Below are 26,410 nucleotides of genomic sequence, written 5' to 3' on the forward strand. Positions count from 1 at the left end.
TTGCCGCAAAGAAAGTAGGCAAAGAAAGCGGCTTCACACCGTAAGCTCATAAGCGGGTCCCCCGCACAGTCGCGATAGTGGTGCATCTGGAATCTGAGTTCTCGCACATTCCGCGTCAGTGACAAGGCGCTCATTCTTCCCGCCTCGCGCGACGCGCTCGCCGGAACGGTCGGCTCAAAACCGTGGGCTTGTCCGCGTGCGGTGGGGGTCGTCGGCTGCGCCATACCTCCCCGTGCCATGCCGCGCTATGCCCTATCCCGCCGTGCCACGCTCCGTCGCACTCGCCGCGTCATGCTCTGCCGTGCCGTGCCGTGTTGCGAATCAGGTCCATGCCCTGATTCACGCCGATCGGCGCGCCGGTGGTTTCAATATACACATCACAGCCGTAACCGTCGGTGAGCGAGTGGATGAAAGTGAGCACGTCCCTCACGCTGTCGTGGGACAGCGCGATACGTGTCGAAACGCAGGTGAAATGAAACGCTTCGGCGGAAAGCCTGAGCTCGGGACTACGTCGGTGGATAAGCAGCGGCGGCGCTGCGCGGCAGACCCGGCGCGAGCACGATGGCGGGCGCGTCGTCGATACCCACGCCGCGCGCCGCGGCTTCTTCGGAGGCGTCGCGACTCGCGTCGTTCAGTTGCTGATAGCGGCGGAATTTCGAAGGCGCCATGCCCTTCACCGCGAGAAACTGTCGGTTGAAATTCGACAGGTTGTTAAAGCCCGCCTTGAAACAGATATCGGTGACGCTCAGATCGTCGTCCGTCAGTAACTGGCACGCGAGGTTGATACGCATGCGGTTCACGTACTGCACGAACGGCAGCCCGGTATGCCGGCGGAAATAACGCGAGAACGCGCTGACGCTCTGGCCCGCGAGCTGCGCCAAGTCCGACTCGCGCAGCTCGTTCGCGAGGTTTTTGCCGATATACGACAGCACGTGATTGATGCGCGTCGACGCGAAGCTGCTCGGATCGGCCTGATAAGCGGGACTCGCGAGCGTCTCGCGATCCTCGGCGTTCATCAGGATTTCGAGCATCGACATGAACAGGACCAGCCGACGCAGTCCGCGCGCTGCCAGCAATTCAAGGAACAGCGGCTGGATCGCCGCGCTCGTTTGCACGCCGAACGAGATGCCCCGACGCGAATCGGCGAGCAGCGCTTCGACCTGACGCCACTCCGGAAAACTGTCGATGCAACTCGACACGAACTCCTGCCCGAACTGCACGACCAGATTGCGCTGTGCGATGGTCTCGCCTTCCTGCACGTCGCTCACCCAGTTGTGCGGCAGGTTCGGCCCCATCAACACGAGGTTGCCGGGCGTGTAGCTGCTGATGTGATCGCCGACGAACATCTTGCCGGTCGTCGCCACGATCAGATGAATTTCGTATTCCGGATGAAAGTGCCAGCGCACCGTACGGTACGGATAGCCGTGCGACCATACTTTGAACGATTCGTCACGACGTACGGCCACGAGTTCGAGATCGGGTTGCACTGTCTGTCTCCATGAAGCGGCGACTTGGAGCGCCGCTGGTCTTTCGTCTTGTATAGCGAAAAGTAGTCTTCTAACGCGTGATCCACCACTAAAAATGAGACCGCGGACCAATACTTTTTTGCATTCGGGTTAGTCCTGGCGCGCTCGATGTCAAATTTGATGCAATGCAATACGCGCGGCAACGCGCCGCCATCACACCACGGTGCACCGTGAGGCACACCGAAAAGCCGCGCCACGCCGCGCTGCGCCACAAAAACCGTACGCGGTCGCCTTGACTTTCGTTTCGCCGGGTACGATCATTCGCTCACATGCAGAGCAAATGCTCCATCTCAAGAAGAAACGCACGCGACGAGCCGTGCGAGCAAGGACATTCAGGAGACGCACATGAACAGCGGGCAAGACAGCGGCGCGGCCGCACACGTGATCCTGCACATCGGCGCGGGATCGTTTCATCGCGCCCATCAGGCGTGGTATCTCCATCGATTGAACGAGGCCAAGGTGCCCGGCGAGCCGCATTGGTCGCTCACGGTCGGCAATATCCGCAGCGACATGAATGCGGTGCTCGAAGCGCTCGCCGCGCAAAACGGCGTCTACACGCTCGAGACCGTCACGCCTCAAGGTGAGCGCGCGTACGAGACGATTCGCTCGATCGAACGCGTCGTGCCGTGGACCGAGAGCCTCGACGCGCTGATCGAAGCAGGCGCCGATCCGGCCTGCAAGATCATCGCGTTCACCGTCACCGAGGGCGGCTATTACCTCGACGAGCAGGACGAACTCGACACCGCCAACCCCGATCTCGCCGCCGATCTCAAAGGCGGCCACACCACCATTTACGGTGCACTGGCCGCGATTCTCGACGCGCGCATGAAAGGCGGCGCGGGCCCGGTCACGCTGCAGACTTGCGACAACCTGCGCAGCAACGGCGAGCGTTTCCATGCGGGCATGAGCGAGTTTCTCGAACGGCGCGGCGCTGCCGACCTGGCGCAATGGTGCGACGACAACACCGCCAGTCCGAGTTCGATGGTCGATCGCATCACGCCGCGTCCCACGCCGGACGTGAGTGAACGCGTCAAGGCCACCACCGGCGTCGACGACGCCTGCCCGGTGATGGGCGAAGCGTTCATCCAATGGGTGATCGAAGACAACTTCATCGCGGGACGTCCGGCATGGGAAAACGTCGGCGCGGAACTGGTCGACTCGGTGATGCCGTATGAAGAAGCGAAGATCCGCATTCTCAACGCGACGCATAGCTGCATCGCGTGGGCGGGTACGCTGGTCGGGCTGAACTACATTCACGAAGGCACGCTCGACGCGGACATCAACAAATTCGCCTACGAATACGTGACCGAAGACGTGATTCCGTGTCTCACGCCTAGTCCGCTCGATCTCGAAAGCTATCGCGACGTGGTGCTCGAGCGCTTCAGCAATCCTTATATCCAGGACACGAACCAGCGCGTCGCGGCGGACGGCTTCTCGAAGCTGCCCGGCTTTATCGCGCCGACGCTGTCGGAGTGTTTCGAGCGCGGCGTCACGCCCGCGGCGACTGCGATGCTGCCCGCGCTGTTCTTCCGCTTTCTCGATCGCTGGAACGCCGGCGAGTTGCCCTACGCGTATCAGGACGGCGTGATGGATGAACGCGTGGCGCGTGCTTTCTTCGAGGCGCCCGACCCGTTGAAAGCGTTCGCCGCCGACCGGCTGCTGTGGGGCAGCATGGCGCAGACGCCGGAACTGGAATCGGCGTTAGAGGGCGCACTGGCGCGCGTCGATGTATGGCTCGCCAAACGCGGCGCGGTTTGAGCGCCGCTGACTTCACGATTCAGAAGGGCCGCGCACCGCGCGGCATCGAAGCGCGCACGTGCCACGCCAAGCCACGCTCAGCCAGGCTTAATGCGCATGGCACGGCGCGCCATGTGCGGCTAAAGTAGCGCATCTCCAACGACGAAGGTTCCGCGCCCATGTATCTCGGCATCGACCTCGGCACGTCCGAAGTGAAAGTTCTGCTGCTCGCCTCCGACGGACGCGTGATCGGCACCGCAGGCTCACCGTTCACCGTTTCGCGCCCGCATCAGCGCTGGGCCGAGCAGAATCCCGAAGATTGGTGGGCCGGCACGCGTACCGCGCTTGCCGCGTTGCGCGCGAAGCATCCCGACGAGTTCGCGCAGATTCGTGGCATCGGCCTGTCGGGTCAGATGCACGGCGCCGTGCTGCTGGATGCGCAGGACCGCGTGCTGCGGCCCGCGATCCTGTGGAACGACATGCGCAGCGACAAGGAATGCGCGGAACTGACCGAGCGCGCGCCGGAGCTGCACAGCGTGGCCGGCAATCTCGCCATGCCCGGTTTCACCGCGCCGAAGCTGCTGTGGGTCGCGCGTCACGAGCCCGAGATTTTTGCGCAAACCGCCTGCGTATTGCTGCCGAAGGATTACTTGCGCCTGCAACTGACCGGCGGCAAGGTGTCCGATCCATCGGATGCGGCCGGCACGCTGTGGCTCGATGTCGCCAAACGCGACTGGTCCGACTCGCTGCTTGCGGCCTGCAACATGTCGCGTGCGCAGATGCCGAGCCTGTGCGAAGGCAGTGAGCCGTCCGGCACGCTGCTGCCCGAAGTCGCGCGCGAATTCGGTTTGAGCGACGGCGTGATCGTCGCGGCCGGCGGCGGTGACAACGCCACCAGCGCGATCGGCATCGGCGCGACGCAACCCGGCGACGGCTTCGTCTCGCTCGGCACATCGGGCGTGCTGTGCGTGGTCGGCGACAGCTTCCGGCCGAATCCCGCTTCCGCTGTGCATGCGTTCTGTCACGCGATTCCGGATCGCTGGCATCAGATGAGCGTGGTGCTGTCCGCCGCGAGCTGTCTGCGCTGGGTCTGCAAACTCACTTCCACCGACGAGCCGACCCTGCTCGCCGAAATCGAGGCGCTGCCCGCGGACGCGTTGAACACCGCGCCGCTCTTCCTGCCCTATCTGTCCGGCGAACGTACGCCGCACAACGACCCGTATGCACAAGGCGTGTTCTTCGGCATGACTCACGCAACCGATCGTGCGTTGCTCGGCTACGCGGTGCTCGAAGGCGTCACGCTTGCGCTCACCGACGGCCTCGACGCGCTGCGCGCAGCCGGTACCGAAGCGAAGGCACTGTCCCTGCTCGGCGGCGGCGCCCGCAGCGACTACTGGGCCCAGTTGCTCGCCGACGCGCTCGACACCGCCACCCGCAAGCATGGCGGCGGCGAGACCGGCGCGGCGCTCGGCGCGGCGCGCCTCGGCTGGCTGGCCGCCGGTGGCGATCCGGCCACGGTGCTGACCAAGCCGCCGATCGCCAAGGAGTTCACGCCGAACCCGCGCCGCCATGCCGAACTGCGCGCGCGGCTCGAAGCGTATCGCGCGCTTTACCGCCACGTGCGGCCGTTGTTCGACCCCGCGCGGCAGCCGCTTGCCTGACCGGCAATCCGCGGCCGGTTTCCGCGCAGGGATTGGTTGAAGCGCGGGGACCGGCTGCTATCATCGGCGCACTTCAAGCGAACCGTCACCGTGCCCAAGTCCACAGAAAAATTAGATCTTGCTACCCGCGCGGCGTGGCTTTACTACGTCGCCGGCAATACCCAGAACGAGATCGCCGAGAAGCTCCAGGTGTCGCGCCCGGTCGCGCAACGGCTGGTCGCCTTCGCGGTGGAGAAGAATCTGATTCGCGTGCGCGTCGACCACAAACTGGCAGACTGCCTCGCGCTCGCCGATCAACTGTCGAAGCGCTACGGCCTGAGCATGTGCGAAGTGGTGCCGATCGACAGCGATACGTCGGAGGAAGTCGACCGCAAACTGGCGGTGGCCGGCGCGCAGGTGATGGAGCGCTATCTCAGCGAGGAAAAACCGATGGTGGTCGCGGTGAGCAGCGGCCGGACGCTGAAGGCCGCGGTCGATCAGATCGCGCAACTGGACCGTCCGCAGCATCGGCTGGTATCGATGGTCGGGGCGATCGCCCAGGACGGCTCCTCGAACCGCTATGACGTCGCGCTGCACATTTCGGAGAAGACGGGCGGCAAGCATTTTCTGCTGCCCGCGCCGCTGCTCGCCGATAGCGAGGCGGAACGCGCGCAGTGGTGCAATCACCGGCTTTACCGGATTGTCGAATCGCTGTCGGCGCAGGCCGACGTGGCGTTCGTCGGCATCGGCAATATCGGGCCGAAATGTCCGCTGCACGAAGACGGCTTCATTACGTCGGCGGAAGTGAAGGAGTTGATGCAGAACGGCGCGGTGGCTGAAATGCTCGGCCTGCCGATCGATGCAGCCGGCGCACACGTCGAGTCGCCGACCGGCCGGCGCGTGACGAGCATCGCGCTCGACGCGCCGCCGCGGCGGCCGACCATCGGCTTCGCCGGCGGGCAGCGCAAGCGTGAGGCGCTGATCGCAGTGCTCAAAGGCGGCTGGCTTTCGGGGCTCGTCACTGATGAATCGTGCGCGAGGGCCGCGCTCGAGGCGTGAGCGGACGGTCTTGCCCTGCTACATCGCCGTCAGGCCTTCGGTGATGATGATCCGATATTCCCCGCCCTGCAGACGCGTCTCGCTGACGGCCTGGTACTCCGGGCTGCGATACCACGCGAGTGCTTCGTCGTAACTGGCGAATTCGAGGATCAGGATTTCGTCGATCGGCGGACCCTCCACCACTTCCTTGCGCCCGTGGCTCGCCAGCATCATCACCGGATGCCGCTCGAAGGTTGCAGGCGCAATCTGTTTGTATTCATCCAGCTTCGCGGGGTCGAGGGTTTTCTCGCGCGTAATGACAACGTAGGCGGCCATGAGCGTTTCCGGAGCGTGATTTGAAAGGAAAGCGGCGCGCCCGCCGCTTTCCCAATCATCACGCGGCTAGCACTTCGACGATCTTACGCTGGAATGCTTTCCCTGCGCTGTCGAACAGATGGCAATGCTCCGGCGTGGCGCCGAGTTTTTGCGTCTCGCCCTTGGTATGACGTTCGAGCGGCGGAATCCGCGCGATCAGTCCGTCCGGCGCGACGCCCGATTCCGCATACAGATACGCCGCGTCGCCGAGCGACTCGATTGCCATGGTGCGGGCCGAAATCCCGTCGTCGGCCATGCCGACATGCAGATGCTCGGGGCGAATGCCGACCGTCACCTTGTCGCCCTGCTTCACCGCCGCCGGTTCCACCGCGACACGCTGCGTCTCGCCGGTTTCGTAGCGCACCGTGACGCCATCGTGCGTGACCGACTGCACCACGCCCTCCATGAAGTTCATCTTCGGCGAACCGATGAATCCCGCGACGAAACGGTTGGCCGGCGCGTGATACAGCATGGTCGGGCTGCCGACCTGCTCCAGATTGCCCGCCGACAGCACGACGATCTTGTCCGCCAGCGTCATCGCCTCGACCTGATCGTGCGTCACATAGATCATCGTGGTCTTCAGTTCGTCATGCAGACGCGCGAATTCGAGGCGCATTTTCACGCGCAAGGCGGCGTCGAGATTCGACAGCGGTTCGTCGAACAGGAACACCTTCGGCTTACGCGTAATCGCGCGGCCGATCGCCACGCGCTGACGCTGACCGCCCGATAACTGCTTCGGCTTGCGATCGAGCAGATGGTCGATGTGCAGGATCTTCGCCGCGTTGCGCACGGCGGCGTCGATTTCCGGCTTCTTGGTGCCGGCGAGTTTCAGGCCGAACGCCATGTTGTCGTACAGCGTCATGTGCGGATACAGCGCATACGACTGGAACACCATCGCGATGCCGCGCTTGGCGGGTGCAACGTCGTTCACGCGCATGCCGTCGATGGTCAGATCGCCGCCGCTGATATCCTCGAGGCCGGCGATCATCCGCATCAGCGTCGATTTACCGCAACCGCTCGGGCCCACGAACACGACGAACTCACCGTCCGCGATATCGAGGTTGATGTCGCGCATCACTTCGTTTTCGTCGTACGCCTTCCTGATGTTGCGCAGAGTTACGCTTGCCATGATGTGTCTCCGTGTAATGCTATGTGTTGCTTGTCCGATGTTTCGGTTGCCTGAGTTTTCCAGGCGGCTACGTTGATTCGCTTTTCGATGCCGCCGCTTACGGCGCGGCCGCCGTCGCACTCAGCGTCCATTGCGCGACCAGTTCCGGCAACTGCTGCATGTCGTCGAATACGTGACGCGCGCCGGCTGCATGCAGCTTGTCGATCTGCGCGTCGCTCGCATGACCGCCGCCGATGAAGCCGAGCACCGTCATGCCCGCCGCGCTCGCCGCCGTCACGCCGGTGACGCTGTCCTCCACCACGAGGCACGCCGAGGGCGCGAGTCCGAGACCCTTGGCCGCCGCCAGATAGACGTCGGGCGCGGGCTTCGGATTCGGCACCGCATCGGCGCAAAACAGGCGGTCGCCGAAAAACCTCACGAGGCCCGTGCGCTCCAGCACCGTTTCCACATACGGGCGAAAGCTGTTGCTCGCGCAGCCCTTGGTGATCGGCACCTGAGCCAGCGCGGCTTCGATGCCTTCGACCGTCGGCGCCTGCATCGCCGCTTCTTCCACCGCGCTACGGATCGCATCGATATCGTCGGCGCTGAGGCTTTTGCCGAGCTGCGCCGCGGTGCCTTCCAGCACTTTCTCGATGCGTAACCCGAGCAGCGGCAGCACCACCGGTTCGACGTCGGTGTTGGGCCAGCGCGCTTCGAGTTCGTGCACCAGCATGCGCGCCGCCACGGCTTCGCTGTCGATCAGCACGCCGTCGCAATCGCAGATCAGTGCGAAATTGCCGGCGAGCGTGCTTCCACTCGTGCCTGCCGTCATTTGACCGCCCCGAAGGTAAGGCCACGCACCAGTTGCTTCTGCGACAGCCAGCCGACGATCAGGATCGGCGCGACCGCCAGCAGCGAAGCGGCGGACAGCTTGGCCCAGAACAGTCCTTCAGGACTCGAATACGAAGCGATGAACACCGTCAGCGGCGCGGCGTTCGAACTCGACAGGTTGATGCTCCAGAACGCTTCGTTCCACGACAGGATCACGAGCAGCAGCGCCGTCGATGCGAGCCCAGGCAGCGACATCGGCATCAGCAGATAGACGATTTCCTGCCACGTCGCGGCGCCGTCGATCCGCCCGGCTTCGAGAATGTCGCGCGGAATTTCGGCGAAGTACGTGAACGACATCCACACCGCGATCGGCAGATTGATCAGCGTGTAGACGATCACGAGGCCCGACACCGAATCCAGCAACCCGCTGTTTTTCCACAGCAGATAGATCGGCACCAGCACGCCGACCGACGGCATCATCTTGGTCGACAGCATCCACAGCAGTACTTTCTGCGTGCGGCGAGTCGGGAAGAACGCCATCGCATAGGCAGCCGGCACCGCGAGAATCAGGCACAGAATCGTCACGCCCGCGGAGATCAGTATCGAATTCCACGCGAACGAAAAGTAATTGCTGCGCGCGAACACCTCGCGGAAGCTATCGAGCGTCGGGATGAAAAACAGCGACGACGCATAGGCTTGCTGCTCCGTCTTGAATGCGGTGATCGTCATCCAGAAGATCGGAAAGAACAGCAGCAGGGCGACGAGCCAGGCGATCACGCCGGGAATGCCGCGGCGAATCGCGGCGAACGGCGACTTCGCCGGCACGGTCATGGCAGTCGAGTTCGACACCGGGGTAGAGGCAACCTGGCTCATTTTTCGTACTCCCCTTTCAGGTTCTTCGCGAGCATCCGCACGAGGAAGAACGACACGATATTGGCCAGCACGACAGCGAGAATGCCGCCCGCCGACGCGAGACCGACGTCGAACTGTTGCAGGCCCAGCGAATAGATCAGGTACGACAGGTTGGTGGTCGCGGTGCCCGGACCGCCGCCCGTGGTCGTATAGATTTCGGCGAAGATCGACAGCAGGAAAATCGTCTCCATCATCACCACCACCGCGATCGCCCGTTTCAGGTGAGGCAGCGTGATGTAGAAGAACATCGAGAACGGACCCGCTCCGTCGATGCGCGCCGCCTCCTTCTGCTCCTGATCGAGCGACTGGATCGCCGTGAACAGAATCAGGAAAGCAAACGGCAGCCACTGCCACGCGACGATCATGATCACCGCCGTCAGGGGATATTGCGCGAACCAGTCGATCGGCGTCATGCCCATGGCGCGCATGCCCTGCGCGATCAGGCCGTACACCGGATGCAGGATCATGTTCTTCCAGATCAGCGCGCTCACGGTCGGCATCACGAAGAACGGCGCGATGGCGAGTAGCCGCGCGATCCCCTGGCCGTAGAACTTGCGGTCGAACAGGATCGCCATCAGCACGCCGCCGACCACCGTGATCACGAGGACCGAGATGATCAGTTCGAGCGTGTGACCGATCGAAGGGCCGAACGACGGATCGCTGGCGAGGTATTTATAGTTGTCGAAACCCGCGAAGCCTTTCAGATCCGGATTCAACAGGTTGTAGCGCGAGAACGAAAACCAGATCGTCATCGCGAGCGGAATCGCCATCCACAGCACCAGGACCGCGACCGAAGGTGAAACTAGCCAGCGGGCGGAATTGGCTTTGCGGGTTTCGCGTTCTTTTTCTGTCTGGGGATGGGCATGCATGATAGGTAGGCGCAGAGGACGCATGATTGACCACCTGTTCGGTAATGCGCGGACCGCCGCCCGAAACCGCATGAACGCCGCGGCGACACTTTGCGATGTCGCGGCGCATGCGCGGCGGGGACGGCCCGCTGTGCTGCGTGGGCCGGCTGACGGGCGTCAGCCGGCGCGTGCCACATGACTATCGTGGCTTACTTCTGGTAGCCGGCCTGCTTCACCGCGCGATCCGCGGTGGCGTTGCCGGCTGCCAGCGCCTGATCGATCGTCATCTGACCGGCAATCGCGCCGGAGATGCTCTGACCGACCACGGTACCGAACGACTGGAACTCAGGAATCCCGACGAACTGCACACCGGTGTACGGCACCGGCTTGAGCGTCGGATGCTCCGGATCCGCCGTTTCGATCGCCTTCAGCACGAAGTCGCCGAACGGAGCGGCCTGCTTGTACTCCGGACGCGCGTAGGTGGATTTACGCGTTCCCGGCGGCACCGAGGCCCAGCCTTCGTCCTTCGCGACCATTTCGATGTATTGCTTCGACGTGGCCCACGTAATGAACTTCTTCGCCGCGTCAGGCTGCTTCGACGACTTTGGAATCGCCAGCGCCCAAGCCCACAGCCAATGCGAACCCTTCGGCGTGACCGCGATCGGCGCCGCGGCGAAACCGACCTTGTCCGCGATCTGCGATTGCTGCTTGTTGTAGAGCATGCCGGCGGCAACCGTGGCGTCGATCCACATGCCGCACTTGCCGGAGGACATCAGCGTGAGGTTCTCGTTGAAGCCGTTCGAGCTCGCTCCCGGAGGGCCGTCCTTCTTCAGCAGATCGACGTAGAAGGTCATCGCCTTCTTCCATTCCGGCGAGGTGAGCTGCGCATTCCACTTCTCGTCGAACCAGCGGCCGCCGAAGGTGTTCACCACCGTCGTGCCGTAAGCCATGTTCTCGCCCCAGCCCGCCTTGCCGCGCAGACAGATGCCGTAGATGCCGTTGGCCTTGTCGGTGAGCTTGTCGGCGAATTGCGCGATCTGTTCGTAGGTCGGCTGATCGGGCATCTTCAGACCCTTGGCCGCGAACAGGTCCTTGCGGTAATACGTCATCGAGCTTTCGACGTAGAACGGCAGCGCGTACAACTGGCCGCCGCTCGAGAGGCCGTCGCGGGCCGTCTTCACGACGTCGTTCAGATCGTAGTCAGCGGGCAGATTGGTGAGCGGCGTGAGCCAGCCGCGCTTGCCCCATTGCGGCGTTTCGTACGCGCCGATCGTCATCACGTCGAACTGGCCGCTGCCGGTCGTGATGTCGGTGGTGGCGCGCTGACGCAGCACGTTTTCTTCGAGAATCACCCAGTTCAGCTTGATGTCCGGATTCGCCTTTTCGAACTCGGGCGAGAGCTTCTTCAACTCGATCATGTCCGGATTGTTCAGCGTGGCGATCGTCACCGTGGCCGCCGACGCGCTCAATGCAAAGCATGCGACAGCGCCGGCACTGACCGCCTTTAGCGTGGATTTGAGGGCTGGCTTCATGTGTTGTCTCCTTTCTCGTACGTTATGTAGTGCAGCGTTTGTTCTACGAAAATGACGATGAACGGCGCGGACTCAGCTCATCCAGTTGCCGCCGTCGACGTTCAGGGTTTGCGCGGTGATGTAGTCGGCATCCGCCGACGCGAGAAACAGGGCGGCGCCGGTCAGATCGTCCGGCACACCCATGCGGCCGAGCGGCACCGCTTCGCCGACGAGGCGCTTCTTCTCGCCGAGCGGCCGGTTTTCATAGCGGGCGAAGAGCGCGTCGACTTCGTTCCACATCGGCGTATCGACGACGCCCGGCGCGATGCCGTTCACATTGATCTTGTGCGGCGCGAGCGCCAATGCCGCGGATTGCGTATAGCTGAGCACGGCCGCCTTGGTCGCGCAGTAGTGCGACACGAGCGCTTCGCCGCGCCGGCCGGCTTGCGACGACATATTGATGATCTTGCCGCCACGACCCTGTTCGACCATCTTTTGCGCAACGGCTTGCATCAGGAAGAACATGCCTTTCACGTTGACCGCGAAGAGGCGGTCGAACACGTCCCAGGACTCGTCGAGGATCGGGCGCATGTCGAAGAGCGCCGCGTTGTTGAAGAGAATGTCGATCTGGCCGAAACGCTCCAGCGTGCTCGCCACGATGCGCTCGATATCGTCGCGGCGCGTGACGTCGGCCCTCACGGTCAGCAAACGATCGCCATAAGCGGTGCGCAAGGTGTCGCCGAAACTGTCCGCCGGCTTCACATCGACCAGCACGCAGCGCGCGCCCTCGTCCAGATACCGGCGGGCCACGGCTTCACCGATTCCGCTTGCGGCACCCGTCAGAATGGCCACCTTGTCTTGCAATCGTGCCGCCACTGCTCGTCTCCGGTTCGTTTCGCTTCTTGAGGCGCTGTGAGCGAACGCTCGTCGCGCGAACAATTGCTCTGTTGGTGATCGAATGATCGGATACGCACCGGGCCATGTCAAGGCGCCCGAGCAGATTTCGATGGTGCAGCGCGGCAGGAGACCGGCACTCGCCGTCTGCCTCGAACAACACCAAGACGAGAAATCGAGGACAGCCAATCTGCTTTCTGCTGACGCTGCTGACAAAATTTCGAGATACGTTATATCATTGCGACCTCGCTTCGCTTCGAAGCCGCTTGATTGCGATTTCGCTTGATTGCCATTTCGTCAGGAGCATCCGCCGATGGCCACCTCGATTGCAGAACACCACGCCGTGCGGCTCGCGCATGCCGAAGCGCATGCCGCGTTGCACGGGCTCGCGCTGACGCCGCTGCGTCGTCAGGTGTATGCGGCGATTGTCGCCAGCGAGCGGCCGATCGGCGCTTATGAACTGCTGGACGCGCTCGAGCCGCAGCGCGGCCGTGTGCCGCCCACGACCGTCTACCGCGCGCTGGATTTTTTGCTCGCGCACGGCTTCGTCCATCGGATCGAATCGAAGAATGCGTTCGTGGCCTGTTGCGAAGTCGGCGTGCCGCATCGCAGCCAGTTTCTGATGTGCGACGGCTGCGGCGCGACCGTCGAGATTCCCGGCGACGACCTCGCCGAACAGTTGTCGCATAGCGCGCCGGCGCATGGTTTCGAAGTGCATCGGCAGGTCGTCGAACTGAGCGGTCTGTGCGCGCTGTGTGCCCGCGCGGCGCGGCCCGCGGGTGCTTCCGCCGGCACAAAGCCGGCGTAGAGCCGGCACGCCCTTCCTAACGTCAGTGATTCATTCAACTCTCACGCAGCAGGACACAACAATGAAGAAAATCGGCTCAATGTTGAACGGGGCGCAGCGTGCGCTGAAGCTGTCGAAGTACCTCGCCGTGAGCGCCGCCGTGCTCGCCTTCGGCCACACCGCGATGGCCGCGGATGCAAAAATTCCTGTGGTTGCGGCAGAGAATTTTTACGGCGACGTGGTGCAGCAACTCGGCGGCGATCGCGTCGACGTGACGAGCATTCTCACCAATCCGGACCAGGACCCGCATCTGTTCGAAGCCAGCCCGAAAACGGCGCGTGCGCTGCAGCATGCGAGCCTTGTGGTCTACAACGGCGCCGACTACGATCCGTGGATGGCAAAATTGCTGGCGGCGTCGAAGGGCGCGAAGCGCGTGACGATCGTCGCGGCCGATCTCACCGGCAAGAAGGGCGGCGACAATCCGCACCTCTGGTACGACCCGGCCACCATGCCGAAAGTGGCGCGCGCGGTGAGCGAGGCGCTCGTCGCGGCTGACCCGGCGCACAAGTCGGCGTACGATGCGAACCTCGCGAAGTTTCTCGATTCGCTGAAACCGGTCGACGCCAGGATCGCCGAACTGCACGGCCGCTACGCGGGCGTGCCGGTCACGGCGACCGAGCCGGTGTTCGGCTATATGTCCGACGCGGTGGGCCTGACCATGCGCAATCTGCGCTTCCAGCTCGCCACCATGAACGACACCGAAGCCAGCGCGGCCGATATCGCCGCGTTCGAACGCGATCTGCGCGAGAAGCGCGTCCGTGTTCTGATCTATAACAGCCAGGCAACCGAGGCCCTGACCCAACGCATGTTGAAGCTCGCGCAGCAATCGAAGGTGCCGACCATGAGCGTCACCGAGACCGAACCGGCCGGCGAGACCTATCAGACGTGGATGCTGACGCAGCTCGACGCGTTGGGCACGGCGTTGGCAGCGGGCGACGCGAACGCAGCGGCATCAGGCGCGAAAGGAAAAACCCAATGACTCTGACTGGCCGCAGCGCGCCGGCACCCGTGCTCGAACTCGAGCACGTGACGCTCGAACTCGGTGGCCGCACGATTCTGCGCGACACCGGCTTCGTGGTGAACCAGGGCGAATTCATCGGCGTGCTCGGGCCGAACGGCGCGGGCAAGACGACGCTGATGCGCGCCGTGCTCGGCCTCGTGCCTGCCGCTCAAGGCGCGATCCGCGTGCTGGGACAACCGGTCGAGCGCGGCAATGCGTCGATCGGCTATATGCCGCAGACGCGCAGTGCGCTCGCCGGACGCCGCGTGCGCGGCCGCGATTTCGTCGCGATGGCCGCCGACGGTCACCGCTGGGGCTTGCCGCATGCGGACGCCGCCACGCGCGCCGATGTCGAGCGCGTGCTGGATCTGGTGGGCGGCCGCAAGCTGGCCGAGCGGCCGTTGTCGGAACTGTCGGGCGGTGAGCGTCAGCGGCTCCTGCTCGCGCAATGCCTGCTCGGCAACCCGAAACTGCTGCTCCTCGACGAACCGCTGATCAGCCTCGACCCGCATCATCAGAAGAGCGTGGTCGAACTGGTCCGGCGCGTGCAGCAGGAACTCGGCATCGCCGTGCTGTTTTCCGCGCATGAACTGAACCCGCTGCTGCACGCGCTCGATCGCGTGCTGTATCTCGGCAGCGGGGTGGCGGCGCTCGGCACCGTCGACGAAGTGATCACCCGGCCGGTCCTGTCGCGCCTCTATGGCTCGCCGATCGACGTGATGCGTGTGAACGGCCGCATCTTCGTGATGTCGGGCGACGTCGAAGTGGAAAAGCACGATCACGAGCACGAACACGACGAGAACGGCGGCCACAGCCATTCGCATGGCCACTCGCATGGCCACTCACATCAGCACGACTCACGCGACGGACACACGCACGATGTTTGAATACGATTTCATGGTGAACGCATTCGCGGCGTCGGGGATCGTCGCGGTGCTGGCCGGCGTGGTGGGCTATTTTCTGGTGATGCGCGGACAGACCTTCGCGGGCCACGCGCTTTCGCACGTCGGCTTCACCGGCGCGACCGGCGCGGTGCTGATCGGCATCTCGCCGATCTGGGGGATGATCGGCTTCACGCTCGCGGCGGGCGTCGGCATGGGCGCGCTCGGCGAACGCCTCGCCGGACGCGATGTGGCGATCGGCATGATCCTCTCGCTGTCGCTCGGTTTCGGCTTGTTGTTCCTGCACTTCTTCACCGCGTACGCGACCCAGGTCACCGCGCTGCTGTTCGGCAACGTGCTCGGCGTGAATACGTCGACGCTCGGCGTGCTCGCGGGCTTGGGCGTCGTGAGTTTGCTGGCGCTCGCGGCGATCATGCGGCCGCTGCTGTTCGCTTCGTTGCAGCCGGAACTGGCCGAAGCCAAGGGCGTGTCGTTGCGCCTCGTGTCCGTGCTGTTTCTCGCGATTGCCGCGCTCGCCGTGGCGGCGTGTACGCAGATCGTCGGCGTGTTGCTGGTGTTCACGCTGATGGTCGGCCCGGCCGCCGCCGCGCAAAACGTGACGACGCGGTTATCAGCGGGTCTGGTGCTCGCCGCTGTGTTTGCGCTGCTGCAGGCGTGGCTCGGTCTGACGCTCGCGTTCTATACCGATTGGCCGACGAGCTTCTGGATCACCGTGCTGTCGGCGCTGGTGTATGGCGGGAGTTTGTTGAGACGGCATTGAATCGGCGAGAACGACGGCAGCGGCGTATCCGCACGCCACTGCCATCGTCCTGCGTGATTTCAGCCGAGCAGCACCTTCGCGTGATGCGCGAGATGGTCCTCGATGAACGTCGAGATGAAGTAATAGCCGTGGTCGTAACCTGCATGACGGCGCAACGTCAGCGGCTGACCCGCGGCCTGGCAAGCGGCTTCGAACACGTCCGGATTCAGTTGCTCGGCGAGGAACTGATCCGCGAGTCCCTGATCGACCAGAATCCCTTCCGAGAACTTGCGCGACGTACGCGCGACCAGTTCGCTCGCGTCGTACTGCTTCCACGCTTCGCGGTCTTCGCCCAGATACCCGCTGAACGCCTTCACGCCCCACGGGCATAGTGAAGGCGCGGCAATCGGCGCGAACGCCGACACCGATCGATAGATCTCCGGATTACGCAGCGCCAGCATCAACGCGCCGTGACCACCCATCGAATGCCCGAAGATGCCAAGGCGCGCGCCGTCCACCGGCAGATTCGCGAGCACCGTTTCGCGCAGTTCGTCGCGCACGTACGAGTACATCCGATAATGCTGCGCCCACGGCTGCTGCGTGGCGTTGACGTAAAAGCCCGCGCCCACGCCGAAGTCCCACGCCGCGCTTTCGCCCGGCACGCCCGCGCCGCGCGGACTGGTATCCGGCGCGATCAGCGCGATGCCGTGCTGCGCGGCGAAACGTTGCGCGCCGGCTTTGACCGGAAACGTTTCCTCGGTGCACGTGAGACCCGCGAGATAGAACAGCGCGGGCACGTTCGCGTTGGCTTGCAAAGCCTGCGGCGGCAGATAGATGGAGAAGCGCATCGGCAGACCGATGGTCTGCGAGTCGTGCCGATAAATGCGCTGCTCGCCGCCATGACAGGCATGCGACGACAAGAGTTCAAGCATGGCGAGGCTCCCGGATTAGTACAGCACGACCGAGCGGATCGACTCGCCCTTCTTCATCAGATCGAAGCCCTCGTTGATGCGTTCGAGCGGCAGACGGTGCGTGATGAGATCGTCGATATTGATCTTGCCTTCCATGTACCAGTCGACGATCTTCGGCACGTCGGTGCGGCCGCGCGCGCCGCCGAACGCCGAGCCTTTCCACTCGCGGCCCGTGACCAACTGGAACGGGCGCGTGCTGATCTCTTCGCCTGCCGCCGCCACGCCGATGATGAACGACTGACCCCAGCCCTTGTGGGTGCATTCGAGCGCCTGACGCATCACCTTTGTGTTGCCGATGCATTCGAACGAGTAGTCCGCGCCGCCATCGGTGAGCTGCACGATGTGATCGACCACGTTCTCGACTTCATTCGGGTTGATGAAGTGGGTCATGCCGAACTTCTTCGCGAGTTCGACGCGGCCCGGATTGATGTCGACGCCGATGATCTTGTCCGCGCCGACCATCTTCGCGCCCTGAATCACATTCAACCCGATGCCGCCGAGGCCGAACACCACCACGTTCGCCCCCGCCTCGACCTTCGCCGAATACACGACCGCGCCAACACCCGTCGTCACGCCGCAGCCGATGTAGCAGATCTTGTCGAACGGCGCATCTTCACGCACCTTCGCGACCGCGATTTCCGGCACGACGATGTAGTTCGAAAACGTGGACGTGCCCATGTAGTGAAACAAAGGCTTGCCATCGAGTGAGAAACGGGAGGTCGAGTCAGGCATCAAACCCTTGCCTTGCGTCGAACGGATCGCCTGACAAAGATTGGTCTTGCGCGACAGACAGAACTTGCACTGACGGCATTCCGGCGTGTAGAGCGGAATGACGTGATCGCCCTTCTTCAGCGTACCGACGCCGGGACCGGTATCGACAATCACGCCCGCGCCTTCATGCCCGAGAATCGCCGGGAAGATGCCTTCCGGGTCCGCGCCGGAGAGCGTGTAGTAATCGGTATGGCAGATGCCCGTGGCCTTCACTTCGATCAGGACTTCGCCGGCGCGCGGCCCTTCCAGATCGACTTCCTCGATCGTCAACGGCGCGCCGGCTTTCCATGCGATTGCTGCTTTGGTCTTCATCGTGAATGCTCCTGTGAGTCTGTCAAGGCAAGGCGCGCCGCGGCGGACTGCGTGGCGGCGCGCTTGTGTTGCGATTCGGGGCTACGGTTGATTCGTGCGCCATTGAGGGCGTCATTGCCACGCGGCGCAATGTGCCGAGCCATACCTTAGCGTGCGAGAAACGTCATGGTATTGCAAAGTGCGTCACGGCATTGTCTGAACCTGACATGACCTTCGCTCATCGCGACGGCGTGTCCGTGAACCATGTTTCGACTCGTCCGTAGAGATCGATAAAGCGCGCATAGCGCCTGGCGAGCGCAGCATCGCCTTGCGGACCGGCGACGCGCGTCGCGCCCGGCGCGAGCGCGGCGAGATCGCGCGCGTGCCAGTGCCCGCTCGCGAGGCCGCCGAGAATCGCCGCGCCACACGGCGCGGCGTTCGGACAATCGACTGCGTGCAGTTCGACATTCAGCGCATCGGCGAGCAACTGGCGCCAGCGGGCGTCGACGGAACCGCCTCCCGCCAGCTTCAATGCACTCACCGTCGCGCCGCTCGCGCGAATCGCATCGAGCCCGGCGCGCAGCGAGAACGCGACGCCTTCGAACGCGGCGCGCATCATCGTGCCGCGCGTGTGATCGAGGGCGAGGCCGAGCCAGCCGCCGCGCGCCATCGGATTGAGCCAGGGCGTGCGTTCGCCGGTGAGGTAAGGCAGGAACGTGAGGCCGGATGCCGTCGTCGTATCGGCAAACGCATCACCATACGCGTCAGCCCATTCATACGATAACCACCCGCGCACACGTTCAAGCGCGATGCCGACGTTCTGCATCGCCGCCATGCGATACCAGTGATCGCTCGCCGCCCGATAACGATGCAAGCCCTTGACCGCCGCGGGTGCGTGCTCGGCCAGCACGACAATTTGTCCGCCGGTGCCGGTGGTGAGCAATGCGTCGCCGTCACGCGCCAGGCCGCTACCGAGTGCGGCGCAAGGCGTATCGGCCGCGCCTGTCGCGAGCACGATGCCGGCGCGCAAACCCAGCGCCTGCGCTGCCTGCTCCGACAACACGCCACCCGCGGCATAGGATGGCGCCAACGGCGCAAACCACTCACGCGGAATATCGAGGCGGTCGAGCAACGCCACGTCCCACACGCCGGCCGGATCGGCGAGCGCAGTCGCGCAGGCGTCGGACGGATCGGTCGCCACCTCGCCACCCAACGCGACGCGCAGCCAGTCTTTCGGTTGCAGCGCCCAGCGCGTGCGGCGCGCGGACTGCGGTTCGTGCAGCACGATCCAGCGCAACAGCGGACCGGCCATACCCGGCGCAACCGGATTCGGCTGCGGCTCGGGCCACGCATCGAGCAAAGCCAGCGCACGCGTGTCGGGCCACAGCATGGCGGGCCGCACGGCCTCGCCCGCCGCGTCGATCAGGACGACGCCGTGCATCTGTCCGGAAAAGCCGATGGCGCGCACATCGCGGCGCAATCCATCAGGCAAACGCGCGGCGGCTTCACAGAGCGCGCGCCACCATGTTTGCACCGAGGTCTCTGCCCAACCCGCATGCGGCGTTTCGATTGGATAAGCGACGCTCGCCACCGCCTGCTCGCGACCGTTCTCGTCGACGATTGCTACTTTGAGGGAACCGGTGCCGAGGTCGATGCCGAGAAAACTCATGGGCGATAGAGCGTCAAAATAAGGATGGGTATGGGCACGCGAAAGCTGCCCGAAAAGCGTATTTTTCCGCGTCGTCGCAGCGCTTGGGAAACGCGCGCAAACGCCCGCCGAAAATCCCGAATCGCGGGTTAACCCGCCTACGCCGCAAGCCGCATCAAAATGGGACTATGCGGTGAGCGAGATACACCTCATTGATTCTCACACATATCGCGTCAAGCCGGGCTCGCGCGACGCATGGCCTCGCATCGCCAGTGCAAGGGGCTGACCGCCCATGGACCAGGTCCGCACATTTCTTTTGGCTTTCAAACGGCCCCCACGCATATCGCCACCGGGAATGCCGGAATAGGCCCCAGTGGTCTTGTTGTGCTTTTTCGTCCCCGATACCTTGGAGCCATCTCAAAACTAAGATGGTGGAGACAGACGATATGCAATCGAACACGGTTCACCCGTGCGACGAGCGACTGCCCGCAGGCCAGTTGCTCACGCTCGGCATTCAGCACGTTTTGGTGATGTATGCCGGTGCAGTCGCGGTGCCGCTGATCATCGGCGCGGCGCTCAAGTTGCCGAAAGACCAGATCGCGTTCCTGATCAGCGCCGATCTCTTCTCCTGCGGCATCGCCACGCTGATTCAGACGCTCGGACTGTGGATTTTCGGCATTCGTCTGCCGGTCATCATGGGCTGCACGTTCGCGGCCGTCGGTCCGATGGTCGCGATCGGCACCAATCCCTCGCTCGGCATTCTCGACATCTTCGGCTCGACGATCGCGGCCGGTGTGGTCGGTATCCTGCTCGCGCCGGCGGTAGGCAAATTGCTGCGCTTCTTCCCGCCGGTCGTGATCGGCGTGGTGATCTCGGTGATCGGTTTGTCGCTGATGGAAGTCGGCATCAACTGGGCGGCCGGCGGCGTGGGCAATCCTGATTATGGCAATCCGATCTATCTCGGCCTCTCGCTGATCGTGCTGATGCTGATTCTGTTGATCAACAAGTTCGCCAAGGGGTTCCTTGCCAATATCTCGGTGCTGCTCGGCATTGTCGCGGGCTTCGTAATCGCGCTGGCGCTCGGCCGCGTCAATATGGAAGGCGTCACGCACGCGCCGTGGGTCGGCTTCGTCATGCCGTTCCACTTCGGCCTGCCGCACTTCGATCCGCTGTCGATCGCGACGATGGTCACCGTGATGTTCGTCACCTTCATCGAATCGACCGGCATGTTCCTCGCGGTCGGCGACATGGTGGACCGTCCGGTGGATCAGAAGACGTTGGTGCGCGGTCTGCGTGTCGACGGCCTGGGCACGTTGATCGGCGGCATCTTCAACTCGTTCCCGCATACCTCGTTTTCGCAGAATGTCGGCCTGATCGGCGTCACCGGCGTGAAGAGCCGCTTTGTCTGCGCGATGGGCGGCGTGATCCTGGTGCTGCTGGGCCTGTTCCCGAAGATGGCGCAAGTGGTTGCCTCGGTGCCGGCCTTCGTGCTCGGCGGCGCGGGCATCGTGATGTTCGGCATGGTCGCGGCGAACGGCATCAAGGTGCTGTCGAAGGTCGATTTCGTGAAGAACCACCACAACCTGTTCATCGTCGCGGTCAGTATCGGCCTGGGTCTCGTGCCAGTGGTGTCGCCGCACTTCTTCTCGAAGCTGCCGCCGGCGCTCTCGCCGCTGCTGCACAGCGGGATTCTGCTGGCTTCGGTGTCGGCGGTCGTACTGAACCTGATCTTCAACGGCGTCAAAAGCGAGAAGAAGGCGCAGTGCGAAATTCGCAGCGCCGGCCACGATTTCGACGGGCGTGGCGGCAACGAACCGCGAGGCGACGAGATGCTGCGCGCAGCGGATCTGCACTGAGCGGCACGCAACGCTTAGGCGCCCGCGCGAACGAGAGATCGCGCGAGCGCTACGGATAAAAAAACGCCACGGCATGCCGTGGCGTTTTTTTTATGTCCGGCTGCGCAAGGCGGTTCCTGCTGAAACTGAAACCGCTCGACGCGCCGGAGGCTACACGTCTTAACCCGCCGTGGCCGCCGAAGCCGCCACCGGCGCGCTCGCCGCACCGTAGTCGACCGGTGCGTCAGCCGGACGCGGCTGCTCGCCGTTGCGTTCGATCCAGCCGCCGCCGAGTGCCTGATACAACGTCACGAGGTTCTGCAAACGTTCCATGCGGGCGACCACCAGCAACTGCTGCGCCTGATACAGATCGGTCTGCGCGATCAGCACCGCCAGATAACTGTCGACGCCGTTCGTGTAACGCAGATTCGACAGATCCAGCCGGCGTTGTTCCGCAAAGGTATTGCGCTCCAGCGCCTGGATCTGCTGATCGTACGTGCCGCGTGCCGCCAGTCCGTCCGCCACATCGCGGAAGGCCGACTGGATCGCCTTTTCGTACGTGGCGATCTGGACTTTCTTCTGGATGTTGGCGAGATCGAGGTTGGCGAGATTCTGTCCGCCCTCGAAAATCGGCAGCGTGATCGACGGCGCGAAGCTCCACGCCGCCGAACCCGGCTTGAACAGACCGCCCAGCGAGGGGCTCAGCGTACCGAAGCTGCCAGTCAACGAGACCTTCGGGAAGAACGCCGCGCGCGCCGCGCCAATGTTCGCGTTGGCGGCCAGCAGATTCTCTTCGGCCTCCATGATGTCCGGACGACGCGTCAGCAGATCGGACGGCAGACCCGCCGGAATATCCGTGAGCAGATTCTGGCTGTCCAACGTCATGCCCGGCGGCAGGTCGTCCGGCAACGGCTCGCCGACCAGCAGCACGAGTGCGTTATCCGCCTGCGCCCGCAGACGCTGCTGCTGCTGCAGGTTGGCCGAAGCCTGCTCGACCACCGTTTGCGACTGACGCAGATCCAGTTCCGAGCCCGTGCCGTTGTCGAACTGCAGCTTGGCGATCCGATAGGATTCCTGCGAAGTCTTCAACGTGTTCTCGGTGACCTTCAGCAGATCGTCGAGTTCGAGCACCGTCATGTACTGGTTCGCCACCTGCGAGACCAGCGAGATTTCCGCCGCCTTGCGCGCCTGAGCCGTGGCCAGGTACTGCGCCAACGCCTGATCCTTCAGGCTCTGAATCCGCCCGAAGAAGTCGATTTCCCACGACGCGTTCAGACCGACCGAGTACGAGTTGGAAATCGTCTGGTCGAAGAACGACAGGTCTTTCGGCGTACGCGACTTGCTTTGCGAAGCCGAAGCGTCGAGCGTCGGGAACAAACCGGCGCGAACGATACGGAACTGCGCCGCCGACGCCTGCATGTTCAGCACGGACACGCGCAGATCGCGGTTGTTCTTCAGCGCGATCTCGATCAGCCGCTGCATGCGCGGATCGACAAAGAAATCGCGCCAGCCGATATCCGCGGCGGCCTGGCCGTTCGCGCTACGGGCGGCATTTGTCGCGCCGGGCTGTTGCTTGCCCGACTGGGTCGCGTCCGACTGGCTCGCGCCCGGTTGGGTCGCGCCCGGCTGCGTGTCATACACGCCGCCGGTCGGGAAGGTGCTCGTCGTGGGCACGGCCGGGCGCTCGTACTTCGGCGCCATCGTGCAACCCGCGGCGAACAGCGCGACCGCCACTGCAATCAGAGAGTGTTTTTGCATCTCAATGTCCGTCCTTGCCCGAGCCTTCATCAGTCGACCCGCCAGCCGAACCGCCGCCTTGGCCGTCATGCGGATGGTGCTGGTTGTAGTGTGCGAGCGCCTCATCCGGGTCTTCCTTCTCACCGCCGAATTTCGCGCGGATCACGACGAAGAACATCGGGATCATGAAAATGGCGAGGAAGGTCGCCGTCAACATCCCGCCGATCACGCCGGTACCGATCGCGTGCTGGCTGGCCGAACCCGCGCCGTTACTGATCGCGAGCGGCATCACGCCAAGAATGAACGCGAGCGAGGTCATCAGAATCGGACGCAACCGCAGACGCGCTGCTTCCAGCGCGGCCTCGATCGGCCCCATGCCTTCACCCTGCTGCAGCTCGCGGGCGAATTCCACGATCAGAATCGCGTTCTTCGCCGACAGCCCCACGGTGGTCAACAGACCCACCTGGAAGAACACGTCGTTCTCGAGCCCGCGCAGCGTGGCGGCCAGCAGTGCGCCGATCACGCCGAGCGGCACCACCATGATCACCGAGAACGGGATCGACCAGCTTTCATACAGCGCCGCGAGACACAGGAACACGACCAGGATCGAGATGCCGTACAGAATCGGCGCCTGCGAACCGGACTGACGTTCCTGCAACGACAGGCCCGTCCATTCATAGCCGACACCCGCCGGCAGCTTCGCCACGAGCGCTTCCATCGCCGTCATGGCCTGACCGGTCGACTTGCCCGGTGCCGCCGCGCCCTGGATTTCCACCGCGGAAATACCGTTGTAGCGTTCCAGCTTCGGCGAACCGTAGGTCCACGTGCCGCTGGCGAACGACGAGAACGGCACCATGCCACCCGCGGTATTTCGCACGTACCACGCGTTCAGGTCTTCCGGTTTCATACGGAACGGAGCATCGCCTTGCAGATACACCTTCTTGATCCGGCCATCGGTATCGAGGAAGTTGTTCACGTACTGCGACGCCCACGCGATCGAGAACGTCTGGTCGATCGCGGACAGCGACACGCCGAGGGCCGAAGCCTTCTCGTGGTCGATATCCACCTTGAACTGCGGCGTGTCGTTCAGGCCGTTCGGACGCACCTGAGCCAGCGTCGGATCTTTCGCCGCCATGCCCAGCAACATATTGCGTGCTTCCATCAGCTTTTCGTGACCAACGCCCGCGCGATCCTGCAATTCGAAGTCGAAGCCCGCGGCCGTGCCGAGTTCAGGAATCGACGGCGGATTCACCGGATACACCAGCGCGTTCTTGTAGCTGCCGAAGTGCATGAAGAGACGGCCCACCAGCGCCTGCACCTTCTGGTCCGAATGCTGACGCACCGCGTAGTCCTTCATCCGCACGAACACGAGACCCGCGTTCTGACCGCGGCCGGCGAAGCTGAAGCCGTTCACGGTAAAGGTCGATTCGACGATGCTCTTCTCAGTGTTGAGCAGGTAGTCGGATACGTCCTTCAGCGCGCGCGCCGTGGTTTCCTGCGTCGAGCCGGACGGCGTTTGCACCAGCACGAACATCGTGCCCTGGTCTTCGTCAGGCAGGAACGACTTCGGCAACTTCACGAACAGCAGGCCGACCGCGAAGATCACCACCATATAGATGATCAACCAACGGCCCGAGCGCTTGATCACGTGGTGCACGCCCGAGTGATACTTGTCGCGGCTCTTGTTGAAGGTGCGATTGAACCAGCCGAAGAAGCCGGTGGTTTTTTCCTCGTGACCCTTTTCGACCGGCTTGAGGATCGTCGCGCACAATGCCGGCGTCAGAATCAACGCGACCAGCACGGACAGCACCATCGCCGCCACGATCGTCAGCGAGAACTGCCGGTAAATCGCGCCGACCGAACCGCCCGAGAACGCCACCGGCACGAACACCGCCGACAGCACGAGCGCCACGCCGACCAGCGCGCCGGTAATCTGATCCATCGCCTTGCGGGTGGCGTCACGAGGCGATAAGCCCTCCTCCTGCATCACCCGCTCGACGTTTTCCACCACCACGATCGCATCGTCCACCAGCAAGCCGATCGCCAGCACGAGCCCGAACATGGACAGCGTGTTGATCGAGAAGCCCACCAGACCCATGATCGCGAACGTGCCCAGCAGCACCACCGGCACGGCGATCGTCGGGATCAGCGTGGCGCGCAGGTTCTGCAGGAACAGGTACATGACCAGGAACACCAGCACGATACCTTCGAGCAGCGTCTTGACCACTTCCTCGATCGACAGGCGCACGAACGGCGTGGTGTCGTACGGGTACTGCACCACCAGACCGTGCGGGAAGTACTTCGACAGTTCGGCGACCTTCGCGCGCACCGCCTTGGCGGTAGCCAGCGCGTTCGCGCCGGTAGCGAGCTGAATACCGAAGCCCGCCGTCGGCTGGCCGTTGTACTTGGTGTCGAAGTTGTAGTTTTCGCCACCCAACTCGATGCGGCCCACGTCCTTGATACGGACCCGCGAACCGTCCTGGTTCACCTTCAGCAGCACGTTGCCGAACTGTTCAGGCGTATTGAGCAGCGTGGCTTCCGTGATGGTGGCCTGCAACACCTGGCCCGGCACGGAAGGCGTGCCGCCGAGCGAACCGCCCGCGACCTGCACGTTCTGCGCTTGCAACGCGGTTTCCACATCCACCGGCGTGAGGCCGAAGTTGGTCAGCTTGTTCGCATCCAGCCAGATCCGCATGGCGTACTGCGAGCCGAACAGCGTCACCGTGCCCACGCCGTCGATACGGCTGACCGGATCCTGGATGTTCGACGCGACGTAGTTCGCCAGGTCGTACTTGTTCATGCTGCCGTCTTCGGACACGAACGCCATGACCAGCAGGAAGCTGCTGCTCGACTTCGTGACCTTGGTGCCCAACTGCTGCACGGCTTGCGGCAAGAGCGGCGTGGCGAGCTGCAGCTTGTTCTGCACCTGCACCTGCGCGATGTCAGGATTGGTGCCGGCCGCGAACGTCAGCGTGATGGTTGCCGTACCCGAGTCGTCCGAGGTGGACGACAGATACAGCAAGTGGTCGAGACCACTCATCTGCTGCTCGATCACCTGCGTGACGGTGTTTTCCACCGTCTTCGCCGATGCGCCCGGGTACGTTGCGCTGATCTGCACGGCCGGCGGCGCGATGGTCGGGTATTGCGCGATCGGCAACGTGAAGACCGACGCGATACCCGCGAGCATCAGAATAATGGCGATCACCCATGCAAAAATCGGGCGATCAATGAAGAACTTTGCCATGAGGC

At 63.6% G+C, this 26,410-nt stretch carries 22 protein-coding genes; 8 read left to right on the plus strand and 14 right to left on the minus strand.

The window, feature by feature from the left end; translation table 11 throughout:
- Window positions 1–289: 289 nt before the first annotated feature.
- Entirely contained in the window at window positions 290–421 is a 132-nt protein-coding gene (locus PQR42_RS42045; protein ID WP_408392533.1) for a hypothetical protein, read from the minus strand.
- Window positions 422–506: 85 nt separating this feature from the next.
- Window positions 507–1,487: an AraC family transcriptional regulator gene (locus tag PQR42_RS42050; protein WP_408392483.1), complete on the minus strand. Its 981-nt coding sequence runs from the start codon at window positions 1,485–1,487 to the stop codon at window positions 507–509.
- A gap of 384 nt (window positions 1,488–1,871) precedes the next feature.
- On the opposite strand from PQR42_RS42050, the gene dalD reads away from it, so the two are divergent.
- The 3 genes from dalD (at window position 1,872) to PQR42_RS42065 (ending at window position 5,962) form a co-directional block, all read left to right on the plus strand.
- Complete coding sequence (gene dalD, locus PQR42_RS42055) at window positions 1,872–3,284, plus strand: D-arabinitol 4-dehydrogenase (RefSeq protein ID WP_408392486.1); 1,413 nt, start codon at window positions 1,872–1,874, stop codon at window positions 3,282–3,284.
- Window positions 3,285–3,442: 158 nt separating this feature from the next.
- Window positions 3,443–4,924 (plus strand): xylulokinase, encoded by a 1,482-nt coding sequence (gene xylB / locus PQR42_RS42060; protein WP_132373316.1) that lies wholly within the window; start codon window positions 3,443–3,445, stop codon window positions 4,922–4,924.
- A 90-nt stretch (window positions 4,925–5,014) separates the two neighbouring features.
- Window positions 5,015–5,962 (plus strand): sugar-binding transcriptional regulator, encoded by a 948-nt coding sequence (locus PQR42_RS42065; RefSeq protein WP_408392489.1) that lies wholly within the window; start codon window positions 5,015–5,017, stop codon window positions 5,960–5,962.
- Between the two features lie 18 nt (window positions 5,963–5,980).
- Here PQR42_RS42065 and PQR42_RS42070 read toward each other — a convergent pair whose 3' ends face one another.
- From PQR42_RS42070 to PQR42_RS42100, 7 genes are all read right to left on the minus strand, one after another.
- Complete coding sequence (locus PQR42_RS42070; protein WP_408219919.1) at window positions 5,981–6,277, minus strand: DUF1330 domain-containing protein; 297 nt, start codon at window positions 6,275–6,277, stop codon at window positions 5,981–5,983.
- Between the two features lie 58 nt (window positions 6,278–6,335).
- The gene (locus PQR42_RS42075) at window positions 6,336–7,445 is read right to left on the minus strand and encodes an ABC transporter ATP-binding protein (protein ID WP_408219916.1); all 1,110 of its coding nucleotides are present in this window, start codon (window positions 7,443–7,445) and stop codon (window positions 6,336–6,338) included.
- Between the two features lie 97 nt (window positions 7,446–7,542).
- Window positions 7,543–8,256 carry an HAD family hydrolase gene (locus tag PQR42_RS42080; protein WP_408392492.1) on the minus strand — a complete coding sequence of 238 codons (714 nt, stop codon included), beginning with the start codon at window positions 8,254–8,256 and terminating at the stop codon, window positions 7,543–7,545.
- The gene (locus PQR42_RS42085) at window positions 8,253–9,086 is read right to left on the minus strand and encodes a carbohydrate ABC transporter permease (protein ID WP_085966707.1); all 834 of its coding nucleotides are present in this window, start codon (window positions 9,084–9,086) and stop codon (window positions 8,253–8,255) included. Before PQR42_RS42085 ends, PQR42_RS42080 begins: the two co-directional genes overlap by 4 nt.
- Window positions 9,087–9,124: 38 nt before the next feature.
- A complete protein-coding gene (locus tag PQR42_RS42090; RefSeq protein ID WP_310814025.1) occupies window positions 9,125–10,060 on the minus strand; it encodes a carbohydrate ABC transporter permease in 936 nt (311 codons plus the stop codon).
- Between the two features lie 164 nt (window positions 10,061–10,224).
- Window positions 10,225–11,547 (minus strand): ABC transporter substrate-binding protein, encoded by a 1,323-nt coding sequence (locus PQR42_RS42095; RefSeq protein WP_408392530.1) that lies wholly within the window; start codon window positions 11,545–11,547, stop codon window positions 10,225–10,227.
- A 72-nt stretch (window positions 11,548–11,619) separates the two neighbouring features.
- Window positions 11,620–12,402, minus strand: a complete 783-nt coding sequence (locus PQR42_RS42100) for an L-iditol 2-dehydrogenase (RefSeq protein ID WP_408219906.1) — start codon at window positions 12,400–12,402, stop codon at window positions 11,620–11,622.
- A 331-nt stretch (window positions 12,403–12,733) separates the two neighbouring features.
- On the opposite strand from PQR42_RS42100, the gene PQR42_RS42105 reads away from it, so the two are divergent.
- The 4 genes from PQR42_RS42105 to PQR42_RS42120 all read left to right on the plus strand — a co-directional run bounded on the left by PQR42_RS42105 (window position 12,734) and on the right by PQR42_RS42120 (window position 15,929).
- Window positions 12,734–13,228 (plus strand): Fur family transcriptional regulator, encoded by a 495-nt coding sequence (locus PQR42_RS42105; RefSeq protein ID WP_408392495.1) that lies wholly within the window; start codon window positions 12,734–12,736, stop codon window positions 13,226–13,228.
- Window positions 13,229–13,289: 61 nt separating this feature from the next.
- Entirely contained in the window at window positions 13,290–14,246 is a 957-nt protein-coding gene (locus PQR42_RS42110; RefSeq protein WP_408392498.1) for a metal ABC transporter solute-binding protein, read from the plus strand.
- Window positions 14,243–15,154: an ABC transporter ATP-binding protein gene (locus PQR42_RS42115; protein ID WP_408392501.1), complete on the plus strand. Its 912-nt coding sequence runs from the start codon at window positions 14,243–14,245 to the stop codon at window positions 15,152–15,154. The genes PQR42_RS42110 and PQR42_RS42115 overlap by 4 nt, the downstream gene beginning before the upstream one ends.
- Window positions 15,147–15,929, plus strand: coding sequence for a metal ABC transporter permease (locus tag PQR42_RS42120; protein WP_408219894.1), 783 nt, complete (start codon window positions 15,147–15,149; stop codon window positions 15,927–15,929). The genes PQR42_RS42115 and PQR42_RS42120 overlap by 8 nt, the downstream gene beginning before the upstream one ends.
- Before the next feature lie 59 nt (window positions 15,930–15,988).
- Here PQR42_RS42120 and fghA read toward each other — a convergent pair whose 3' ends face one another.
- The 3 genes from fghA to PQR42_RS42135 form a co-directional block, all read right to left on the minus strand.
- Window positions 15,989–16,840 (minus strand): S-formylglutathione hydrolase, encoded by an 852-nt coding sequence (fghA, locus tag PQR42_RS42125; RefSeq protein WP_408219892.1) that lies wholly within the window; start codon window positions 16,838–16,840, stop codon window positions 15,989–15,991.
- Between the two features lie 15 nt (window positions 16,841–16,855).
- On the minus strand, window positions 16,856–17,962 hold the full coding sequence (locus tag PQR42_RS42130; RefSeq protein ID WP_132373288.1) for an S-(hydroxymethyl)glutathione dehydrogenase/class III alcohol dehydrogenase: 1,107 nt from the start codon (window positions 17,960–17,962) through the stop codon (window positions 16,856–16,858).
- Between the two features lie 217 nt (window positions 17,963–18,179).
- Window positions 18,180–19,610: a xylulokinase gene (locus PQR42_RS42135; RefSeq protein ID WP_408392504.1), complete on the minus strand. Its 1,431-nt coding sequence runs from the start codon at window positions 19,608–19,610 to the stop codon at window positions 18,180–18,182.
- Window positions 19,611–20,035: 425 nt separating this feature from the next.
- On the opposite strand from PQR42_RS42135, the gene PQR42_RS42140 reads away from it, so the two are divergent.
- Entirely contained in the window at window positions 20,036–21,445 is a 1,410-nt protein-coding gene (locus PQR42_RS42140) for a nucleobase:cation symporter-2 family protein (protein ID WP_408392507.1), read from the plus strand.
- A 159-nt stretch (window positions 21,446–21,604) separates the two neighbouring features.
- On the opposite strand, the gene PQR42_RS42145 is transcribed toward PQR42_RS42140, so the two are convergent.
- The gene (locus tag PQR42_RS42145; protein ID WP_408392510.1) at window positions 21,605–23,182 is read right to left on the minus strand and encodes an efflux transporter outer membrane subunit; all 1,578 of its coding nucleotides are present in this window, start codon (window positions 23,180–23,182) and stop codon (window positions 21,605–21,607) included.
- Between the two features lies 1 nt (window position 23,183).
- On the minus strand, window positions 23,184–26,405 hold the full coding sequence (locus PQR42_RS42150; RefSeq protein ID WP_408219880.1) for an efflux RND transporter permease subunit: 3,222 nt from the start codon (window positions 26,403–26,405) through the stop codon (window positions 23,184–23,186).
- Window positions 26,406–26,410 lie beyond the last annotated feature (5 nt).

It is taken from the genome of Paraburkholderia sediminicola (assembly GCF_046027355.1).
GTDB classification, from domain to species: Bacteria; Pseudomonadota; Gammaproteobacteria; order Burkholderiales; family Burkholderiaceae; genus Paraburkholderia; species Paraburkholderia sediminicola_B.

Coding starts and splice junctions, on each gene's coding strand:
- dalD (WP_408392486.1), top strand. CDS start 1,872: ATGAACAGCGGGCAAGACAGCGGCGCGGCCGCACACGTGATCCTGCAC.
- xylB (WP_132373316.1), top strand. CDS start 3,443: ATGTATCTCGGCATCGACCTCGGCACGTCCGAAGTGAAAGTTCTGCTG.
- PQR42_RS42070 (WP_408219919.1), bottom strand. CDS start 6,277: ATGGCCGCCTACGTTGTCATTACGCGCGAGAAAACCCTCGACCCCGCG.
- PQR42_RS42075 (WP_408219916.1), bottom strand. CDS start 7,445: ATGGCAAGCGTAACTCTGCGCAACATCAGGAAGGCGTACGACGAAAAC.
- PQR42_RS42080 (WP_408392492.1), bottom strand. CDS start 8,256: ATGACGGCAGGCACGAGTGGAAGCACGCTCGCCGGCAATTTCGCACTG.
- PQR42_RS42085 (WP_085966707.1), bottom strand. CDS start 9,086: ATGACCGTGCCGGCGAAGTCGCCGTTCGCCGCGATTCGCCGCGGCATT.
- PQR42_RS42090 (WP_310814025.1), bottom strand. CDS start 10,060: ATGCGTCCTCTGCGCCTACCTATCATGCATGCCCATCCCCAGACAGAA.
- PQR42_RS42095 (WP_408392530.1), bottom strand. CDS start 11,547: ATGAAGCCAGCCCTCAAATCCACGCTAAAGGCGGTCAGTGCCGGCGCT.
- PQR42_RS42105 (WP_408392495.1), top strand. CDS start 12,734: ATGGCCACCTCGATTGCAGAACACCACGCCGTGCGGCTCGCGCATGCC.
- PQR42_RS42110 (WP_408392498.1), top strand. CDS start 13,290: ATGAAGAAAATCGGCTCAATGTTGAACGGGGCGCAGCGTGCGCTGAAG.
- PQR42_RS42115 (WP_408392501.1), top strand. CDS start 14,243: ATGACTCTGACTGGCCGCAGCGCGCCGGCACCCGTGCTCGAACTCGAG.
- PQR42_RS42120 (WP_408219894.1), top strand. CDS start 15,147: ATGTTTGAATACGATTTCATGGTGAACGCATTCGCGGCGTCGGGGATC.
- fghA (WP_408219892.1), bottom strand. CDS start 16,840: ATGCTTGAACTCTTGTCGTCGCATGCCTGTCATGGCGGCGAGCAGCGC.
- PQR42_RS42130 (WP_132373288.1), bottom strand. CDS start 17,962: ATGAAGACCAAAGCAGCAATCGCATGGAAAGCCGGCGCGCCGTTGACG.
- PQR42_RS42135 (WP_408392504.1), bottom strand. CDS start 19,610: ATGAGTTTTCTCGGCATCGACCTCGGCACCGGTTCCCTCAAAGTAGCA.
- PQR42_RS42140 (WP_408392507.1), top strand. CDS start 20,036: ATGCAATCGAACACGGTTCACCCGTGCGACGAGCGACTGCCCGCAGGC.
- PQR42_RS42145 (WP_408392510.1), bottom strand. CDS start 23,182: ATGCAAAAACACTCTCTGATTGCAGTGGCGGTCGCGCTGTTCGCCGCG.
- PQR42_RS42150 (WP_408219880.1), bottom strand. CDS start 26,405: ATGGCAAAGTTCTTCATTGATCGCCCGATTTTTGCATGGGTGATCGCC.